Consider the following 8948-nt stretch of genomic DNA (forward strand, 5'->3'; position numbering starts at 1 on the left):
GATGAGAAGAAAAAGAAAAAAAATGTAATTTTAACAACAAAATAAACACGATTTTGGGAACTGTTTTGCTATGCTCAATTTAAACAGGAATACCCGGGTCAAATTCACAAGAATCTCCAATTTAGTGTTAGATTAATAGTTAATTCTGTTAAAAATTTATTTTCTGGATGGCTATTCTCTACTCTTACTTATACCTTCAATAATACTTTTCCCGAACATCTAAAATTTAAGAATAGATTATAAAAACAATACTTATGTTGCTTTTATAAACAATTTTCGCTTGAAAACCGTCCTTTGCTAAGTTGAGAAATTAGTTATTGTACATTTGAATTTTAGAAACACAAATAACTGATTTACAATACTGTAATTTAAAGTCTCTTCTTAATCAGACCATAATTATTGATATTTTAGAAGTATAACCTGCCTATGAAACCAGACATTCATGTTCTCTTTTTGGTTGATATTTACATTTGCATATTTATGATTAATGAATTAAGGTTACAAAAAAACAGAACCTTAGTACCAACTAAGAGTGGAATGATATTTATTAAGTCATATAGAAGTCTCTTTCCAATATTCTAAATACTATTTTTTTATCCATTTATAAGTTTTACCTTGAATTGAAATAAAATAAATTCCTCTATCAAAATCTGAGACATCTAATGTTATTTTATTTTGTAGTGCCTTGTTGGTTAGTAATATTTTACCATTAGTATTGTAAACCTTTATTACATCCCCTGTAGTCAAATTCGAAATATTTATTACATTTCCTCCTGGGTTTGGATATATTTTAAATGTATTAATTTCTGAAATTTTCAAGGAATTAACTATACCCCATTCAAAAGTTTCCCAACCTTTAATAGCATCAGCTTTTGCTAATAAAGGATTACCTATTTGATCTATTTTAGCTTGAATATATTTATCGTTTGCCTGAGACTGTAGAGCAAACTTATTTCCGCTCAAAGAAATCCACTTGAATTTTTCCCATGATCCGCTTATATTTTCTCTATTAGCTACTAATGGACGATCTTCGGAGATTTTCTTATCTGCACTAATAAAATTATCATTAGCTGAAGATTGTATTGCAATATATCCATTTCTGGCATCAACAATATTGAATTTTTCCCATGAACCCAATGCATCTTTATCTGCCTCAAGAACCGGTACAGTTCTCCTTATTTTTGCACTGACGTATCTTTTGTTCTGAGCCGATTTTATCCAAATTTCCTTACCTATAGGTGCAGATGAAGTACCACTGCAAGGGTTACCGTTATCGCTTAATTGTATCGGATAGAGTGTTCCTCCATTTGGGTTTAGTTTTGAATCTACAGCTGGAAAATTGTTGATTCTTTCTTGAATTGAAAGCCCTAATTTTCTGGGCCCTTTATATAATATCCCTGGTGCAGACCAAGGTTCTTTTGAACCGTAATTATGATTAAGTTGTAAACACCTATTGTTTATTATAAAGTTTGGGTTTCTTGAGTTAAAGTGTCTTTTGGACCATGGCCCCATAATAGCAAAATAAGATGGAGCATTGGTTGCAATTTCTTTTGGATCACCTGGCTGAAGTTCGCTCATAGTAACAGGAGACATATCACTTGGTAATGTGATCTTATTGTTTTCTATCAGGTTATTACCATTATCATTTGAGTGAAAACTAACTTCTTGCATAAAGTCATTGCCATAAATCACGTTATACTCAGCTCTTGGGTTTTGAATTGATATATGTCTTAAATGAGTAACCTGACATCCAGTAACTAAATTATAAGCACCTCCTATATAGAAATACCCCTGACCTCCTCCAGACTTACGATGAGCTCCATCAATATATAAATCTCTTAAAGTATTATGATTTGAAGCGACATCGATAGGGTTGTGAGCGCTATTTAAAATTCTAACATTATCAACCCAACAATTCTCGGATTCTTTTATGTTTACTGAGGTATTACTATTATCTAACTCATCATTTGCATCAATACTATAGTTCCATTTATACTTAGGCCTACCCCAGCTCCCTTGAATTGTAAGTCGGTATAAACCGCTATTATTAACCTTATAAAAGTTAAAAGCCTTTCCTCCTGACATATCAATATTACATTTTACACCGTCCCGGCTTTCGCCAATAAGACATACATTTGACCTTAGCCTTATTGTAGCGTTGATGTTGTAATCTCCATTTCTAAGCAAGATTCCGACCAATTTATTTGAATTTGCAACTTTATTAATTGCATCGTTTATTTGCTCAGAATTAGTCCCTTTTAATGTGTCTACAATAGGAATGTCCTTTAAAATAGGGATACCATTCTCCACTCCAGCGGTTTGCCATTTAAGCATTTGATCCTGATACCTTGGATCTATCTTACTTTGATCAAATTTAACATTGGGGTCACCCACCCTCTGCTGAGCAACAGAAATCGTAATAGTGAAAAAGAACAGTACACTATATATTATGTTTTGACAAATATGCTTGTTAATAAGCAAACTAGTCTTTGAATGATTAATTAATTTCATTGTGTGAATACGTTAATAGGTTTTAAAATTATAATCTTATGGGATAAAATTGTTATTAATTTTTAAAGTTAGAGAAACTGAATACATTTAAATTGAGTAAATTAGAATTCGTGTCCGAATCATTACTATACGTTATAGTTTATTAAATTACATTTTTTAATCTTTCCTTATGACTGTTATTTTTTTGATGTCTAATACCAAAAAATTATTAACATTCTAGAAGTAAACTACTCAAAGCTTTAATTCCTTGAGTAGTCCTTTAGATCAAATTTATTTTTTAATAAATTGAATTTTATCAGATCCTTGTATTGAAATTATATACAACCCTGATTTTAATTCAGAAATATCAATTGAAGCATTTTTGTTCGAAATTATTACTGTTTTCACCTTGCTTCCATAAAAGTCATAGATCTCAATAGATTCTCCAGATTTAACCCCTGAAACTGAGATGAAATCTTTTCCAGGATTTGGAAAAACTTTAACTTTCCTTGTATTTATATTTTCAAAATTTGTGTCACTTGTAATATTATCCATGCAATCTTCTAATACCATTTCTGGCCCTAATCCCGAAGGTTTACTATAAGCCTTTGACAACACAAATTTATCCATCTCAAATCCATCTTCTCTCATAGAGAAAGAAATAGTATGTATTCCTGGTGATGGGATATTGAGAAAGATTTTTTGAGGTTCTCCACAATGGTTTGCTCCCGTACGTTGTTTACTTTCCCAGGTCCATTTGTTTTTACCCTCACACCATTGCATTTTTTGTCCAGAAGCTGGCCATATACCATTAATACCAACATGTACTCCATTATCTTCTGTTCCAGTAGAGTGCGCTCTTACCCAAACAAAATATTTACCTGAGGTTGTAAACTTTATTTTATAATCGATAATAGTAGTTTTTCCCGGTTGATCTGAAAAACTTTCAGCGGTTAAAGGGTCTCCATGAGTTACTCTAGTATCTGGCAAAATCTCTAAATATTTATTCCCACTAGCATTATCAGAATGGTTAGGGTCTGGATCTGGACCTGGAGTTCCTGTTGTATTGCTATCAAAAGTATACCACCTTCGGTTTTCGTCTTTAGATTGGCCTTCAAAATGTTCTGCCTCAACGGCTACAATACCATTTTTTTCTACAGCAATACACGTCTTGTTTCCATCTCCGGTATTATCTTGCTCTTTAAAGCTTAGCTTATTAATATTAAACAAATATCCATTACCTCCTGAAAAATCTAGTTTTAGCGTCTGTTCACCCTTAGTAAGATTAATAGAGGTTTTAACATCTATCCATGATTGCCATCCGCCTGAATTTGTAACAGGTATTTCTCCTACTTTGGATTGTTTTGCTTTTATTATAATTTTTCCTCCAGCAGTATTACTAGCAACTCTAGTTATTACTTCATACTCTCCTGATTTATTCACATTTATTTTATAAGTAGCGGAGTCTCCATTTTCGATATACCCTATATTTTGTCCACCACCAATATCAGATGTGTTTTCAACTTGGAGTCCCTTTTGAGTATCGAAATTCTCAGCTTCCAATATACCAGGAATAGAAATTGCTTTATTGATGTCATTATCATTACACCTAAGCTTAAGAATAAGTCTTGGTGCTTTTACTCCTTCCTTAGAGGAGAATGACACATCATTTCCTTCAGTTTGTTTAAGAATAAGAGAGATAGTTTCTCCTGGTGTAACTCCTGATAACTCCCATTGATAAGACTGATTTTTTGAATATGTGGTGTTCAGTGATCCTAATTTAACTCCTTCTCCTGGTTTATTGTTATTAGATAGATTTGTTTCTGTCCAATTATTAGAAGTACCTTTAAATACTTCTATTAACCCATTACCACTATCAGAAGACACGGTTAATTCCAGCTTAACAGTTTCTAAGGGCTTTGAGACAGAAGGCACTTGAAATTTAAGATATGAAACTCTTTTTCCACTCTCAATCCTAAGATCTCCGGTATTAAAACGATCGGCTCCTTGTAAATATAGATCTTCTGAAGGTGTAACTACTTCTGTAGTATTACAACCTCCTCCATTTCCATTGCCAACAGAGATTCCATTGCCAATATAATTTTTCATTTTTTGTGGTCCTCCATTTTCATCATTATGAATAAGGTACCAAATCATTCCGCAATCAGAGATATCGGGACGACCTACTGCCTGAGCTCTAGAGTATAACCATCTTACATTTTCATCATTAGAATCACGCATCCAGTGCCAACTTGCCCAATCTCTGGATCCTCCAGGTCCCGCTCTTTCGGTATTAAACCCTAGGCTACTACTGGTTTCTTCATTCTGATCTCTTATTTTAATAAAATTTACGTTGGTAAAAGCATTTTTCATCTTATCCCATGTCCAACCACTATGAGATGATTCCCTACTTAGCTCAGGTTTATCAGAATGGTGGTTGTTCCAATAAGAATGTGATATAAGTGTTACATATTGTCTTTTGGATGGTTGAGCTCTATCCAAAGCAGTACCTGCAACTTGCATGGGTCCTGCACATACTATAATGAGTGGGTTATTACTACTAGAAGCATTTATTTCATCTCTCATAGCATTATAGGCTACTTCTGGATTTGTAACTGCTGGGATAAAGTCGGCGTTTGTAAATTTAAATCGATCTCTACCTCCAAGAGCGCTTTCCTCAACTTGAGGCATCCTATTATTTTCGCTTCCCCAAATATGATCTGCATATGTGTAAAGCACTAATTTATCTTGTAATTCGGCTTTGGCTAATAATGCTAAACTAGCTGCTGTTGCTCCAAAATCATCACTGTCCCAGAAATTCCCATCTGAGCTTATTGCAATTCTTCCTTTGCTTTGTTTATTGAACGGTATTTGTCCCCACGAAGGTATCGTCAATGATACCAGCAGAATGGTAATTAATAAAAAATTTAAGTTTTTTTTCATTTTTCAATATTTATGGTTTTAAGAATATTATTTGTTTATTATTGGCAAGATTTTTTTTAAAACCCGGTAATAATTACTTTTGGTTTATTATCCAGAAACTGGTCAAAATTCTTGTCGCATATAGTTTATTTTTTTCATTATTAACTATTTTATGGAGGACGTGGTATAATCAATAATAGAAACATCTGTAAAAAACGTAACTCTGATAATTTAATAAACATTAGTTAAACAATAGTTTTAGTAGTTATTTATTAGTGGGTTATAGAAGTCGTTATAGTAATTTTAAGGATATATTTACTAAGAGCTCTACCATCATTAATCACTCATTTTTTTACTTAATTCATACTTAATTGGGGAATAAAGAACTAATTAAATCACATAAACTTTTTGGTAGAGCCCTTTTAAAATCAAAGCATTAAAATAAAAGTATATAAAGGCTTACATCTTAATAGAAATTATTATTAATTGATAGTTTCTTCTATCTTAAATTAAGTATCATTCATTTTAAATGACATAAATGATTATTATCTAAACTTGTATCTGGCACAGTACCCCCATACGCCACCAGTATACTATTAGCACTTTGATTATACTGATAAGCATAGTCTGTACCAGATAAGTTGACTTGAAGTTTTATCGTTAATTTCAATTATCTCTCTTCCACTTTTAAATTTTCATCTATTATTCAAGGCATACACCATATACTGCATGATTTTGCGAATCGATGATTTCCTTAGTCCTCTTTCATAATAAAATTGAAGCTTACTGGAGCCACTACGTATATTGTTATAAACAAAATACAACCTGAAATAACGCATGTAATAATTCTTAATCTATACGATAACTACTTGGGAAGAAAAATTTAGAATGTAATGAACTACCGAAGTTACGATGTGGAACTTAAAAAATAATTTTGTAGATATGAATTTATAATTTTTAAGTGAGCAAAACCTTGAGAATTTGCTCGACCAGAACAACAGTTTTTTGGTTAAAAAGGTTTTCATTGTGTAAATTTGTTAAGTTCGTTTAGGTTTTAAGGTTATTGTAAAATTAGACAAAAACATATTCAAATCATACCAGTAGATAATCTTTTTGCTGCATTATTTTATCTTTTATTGTCTTGCAAATTAAGTGCTGGTCAGAAGTAAAAATTGGATCTAATAAGAGGAGGCCAAGTTAAGTAATCATACAAGATACTTTGTTCATGACTTAAAGATTAAAATCTCCGGATTTCAAGCACCGGAGATTTTAATTATATCATATTCTTTATCAAACAATCAAAGCTGATCGGATCTATAAATATGTACTTGTGTTATGCCCAAAATTATTCTATTTTTTCTTAAACAGAATGCTAAAGGGTATTGAGATACTTGAATGAAAAATAAAAAAATCAATTACGATTATCTCAAAAACCTGTGTATCAATTCTTGTTGGGAAGAATTTAAATCTTTAAGTCTCGCTATAAAGATACTTACTCGTCCTGTTCTGGTGAATTGGAAATTATTGATTCCTTCTGAAACATTTATCGTAGTGGACAACACCTCTCTATTTCTAATAATATCATAGACAGAAAGAGAGGCCTCGGTTTCAGCATTACTAGTAAAAAACAAATTTTGAACATTTCTACTTACCCGGAATGATCCAAAATCACTAATTCTATTTTCATTCGGTAATTGTGTGCTATCCGACGGCGTGTATTTAACTGTTGTGATTCCATTAGATTCATTAAAAGTATTATAAATTGATCCATTTAGTTCTAACAATCTTGATCTAAATCCAGAAATACTCCCTCTGTCAGAAATTGTATTTTCAATTTCTTCCCAATCATTTTCTTCATTATTAAACACATAAAATCCTGCATCACTATCATACGTTGTTAGATATAACTTCCCCAAAGTACTTTTTAGTAATTCTCCAGAGTTTAAAGTCGTTTGCAAATTTTTAACTGGATTACCCATTTTAGTTGCATTAGCACCATCAAACAATACTACAAAGGCTTCATCTCCTATTGTATAACTTATATATATCTCTTTTGAAGAGACCACATATAAATTAGAATCCACTACTCCATTATCTTCACTATTGTAAATAGTGTTCCATTTCTCCCCATCATAAACTTCTAGTTGTGCAGTATTATCAGTCGTGTTATTGCTATGTAATACATATAGAGCACCATCTTCATCAATTTCTAATGATGAACTACCCCCCAAAGTAGAATCAACAACATTAGGCAATGGAATCCATTCTTCGCCATTCCAATGATTTACACCTACTGAAATCGTTGAATGTGAATAATAAATATCGCCATTAGGAGCTTTTTCTATATCTAAGGCTGCACCAGCATTATTACCAGAAAGCCCTGTAGGCCCACCAAACTCCTCAAAGTTTCCATCAGGAAACAAAGTATGTACCGTGTGCTCTGCATTCCCTCCAAAAGTTCTAGAAACTACTATAATACTACCATCCGGTTGTGGTACTCCCTCTGATGGACCAGCACCATTTCCTATTAGAAAAGAATTATCTGTTACATTTATCCATCTATTAAGAGATTCATCAAATCTTAATAATTCATTAGTTCTAGGTTGTGAGGCTTCTGTGAGGTAATGATAAATAGTTCCATTATCATCACTATAAAGGACTCTGGGTATAGGAACATCCCAATTATCTAAATTCAAATTTCTTGGACCTACTAACTTAATACTCTGAGTAAATGCTAATTGAACAATCAAAAAAACAACTAATACTGAAATTTTCTTTTTTTTCATTTTTATTATGGTTTTAAAAGTTATAAATTTTTATTTCTAAAAAAATTTAAAAAAGGGTAGTAAAGGAAATATAAAATGCTTCTTGTTTATATATATTCAATTTTTGTCATTAAACATATTATCACGAGGTAATTATCACATAAATAACTTCCTTCTCGCCATTTGCTCGAGCTTTTTTATTAACGAATAAAAATTGAAACGCTAGGATAATTTTTTTATATTCTTTTTCTTTATTTAAAAGTATAGGAAACCTAACATGAGATATTCATTAATGTTAAGCTTAATAACATATATTTTATAAAACATCTTTTTTCAATTAATTTCCTTAGAAAAAAGCTGTTAATTTGGTAATCCCGATTAAGATAAACAGTAAATAGTTAACCAACAATAAATAAGAGTTTACTTTTGGTTAACATACTCTATATCTGCCTCATATCACTATACAAAGTAGTCAGAATTGTATCCCTCTATATGAAAAACCAAATCAATTTAGGTTTTTTGAATATTCATTTTCACACGTGTTTTTATCAAAAATCAGTTTTAATTATTCATTCCCCTAAATTAACATGCTTTAACAGATCAAATCCAAGGTTATGGAGCTAAGTAAAATTTTTTATTAGTTGTCGTTGTATTCAAAAGCATTACAAAACGTAAATCATTTTTTTGTCAGTGAAAATGTAGCAACAAGGATATCTACTCTTTTCCTAATATTTCAATAAAACAACAAAAGTCCATTCATTGTTTGGAAAG

The 8948-nt window shown here is 31.5% G+C and carries 4 protein-coding genes; all 4 read right to left on the reverse strand.

The genetic code is table 11. The features are described 5' to 3' along the window. Positions 1-585: 585 nt before the first annotated feature. Positions 586-2511 carry a T9SS type A sorting domain-containing protein gene (locus AWE51_RS15315; protein WP_066315015.1) on the reverse strand — a complete coding sequence of 642 codons (1926 nt, stop codon included), beginning with the start codon at positions 2509-2511 and terminating at the stop codon, positions 586-588. Positions 2512-2781: 270 nt separating this feature from the next. Next, the gene (locus AWE51_RS15320; protein WP_066315017.1) at positions 2782-5433 is read right to left on the reverse strand and encodes a carbohydrate-binding protein; all 2652 of its coding nucleotides are present in this window, start codon (positions 5431-5433) and stop codon (positions 2782-2784) included. A 499-nt stretch (positions 5434-5932) separates the two neighbouring features. After that, entirely contained in the window at positions 5933-6082 is a 150-nt protein-coding gene (locus AWE51_RS26890) for a hypothetical protein (protein WP_198403836.1), read from the reverse strand. A gap of 751 nt (positions 6083-6833) precedes the next feature. Continuing rightward, a complete protein-coding gene (locus tag AWE51_RS15325) occupies positions 6834-8198 on the reverse strand; it encodes a hypothetical protein (protein ID WP_066315019.1) in 1365 nt (454 codons plus the stop codon). Between the last annotated feature and the right edge of the window lie 750 nt (positions 8199-8948).

The organism is Aquimarina aggregata, from assembly GCF_001632745.1.
Lineage (GTDB): Bacteria > Bacteroidota > Bacteroidia > Flavobacteriales > Flavobacteriaceae > Aquimarina > Aquimarina aggregata.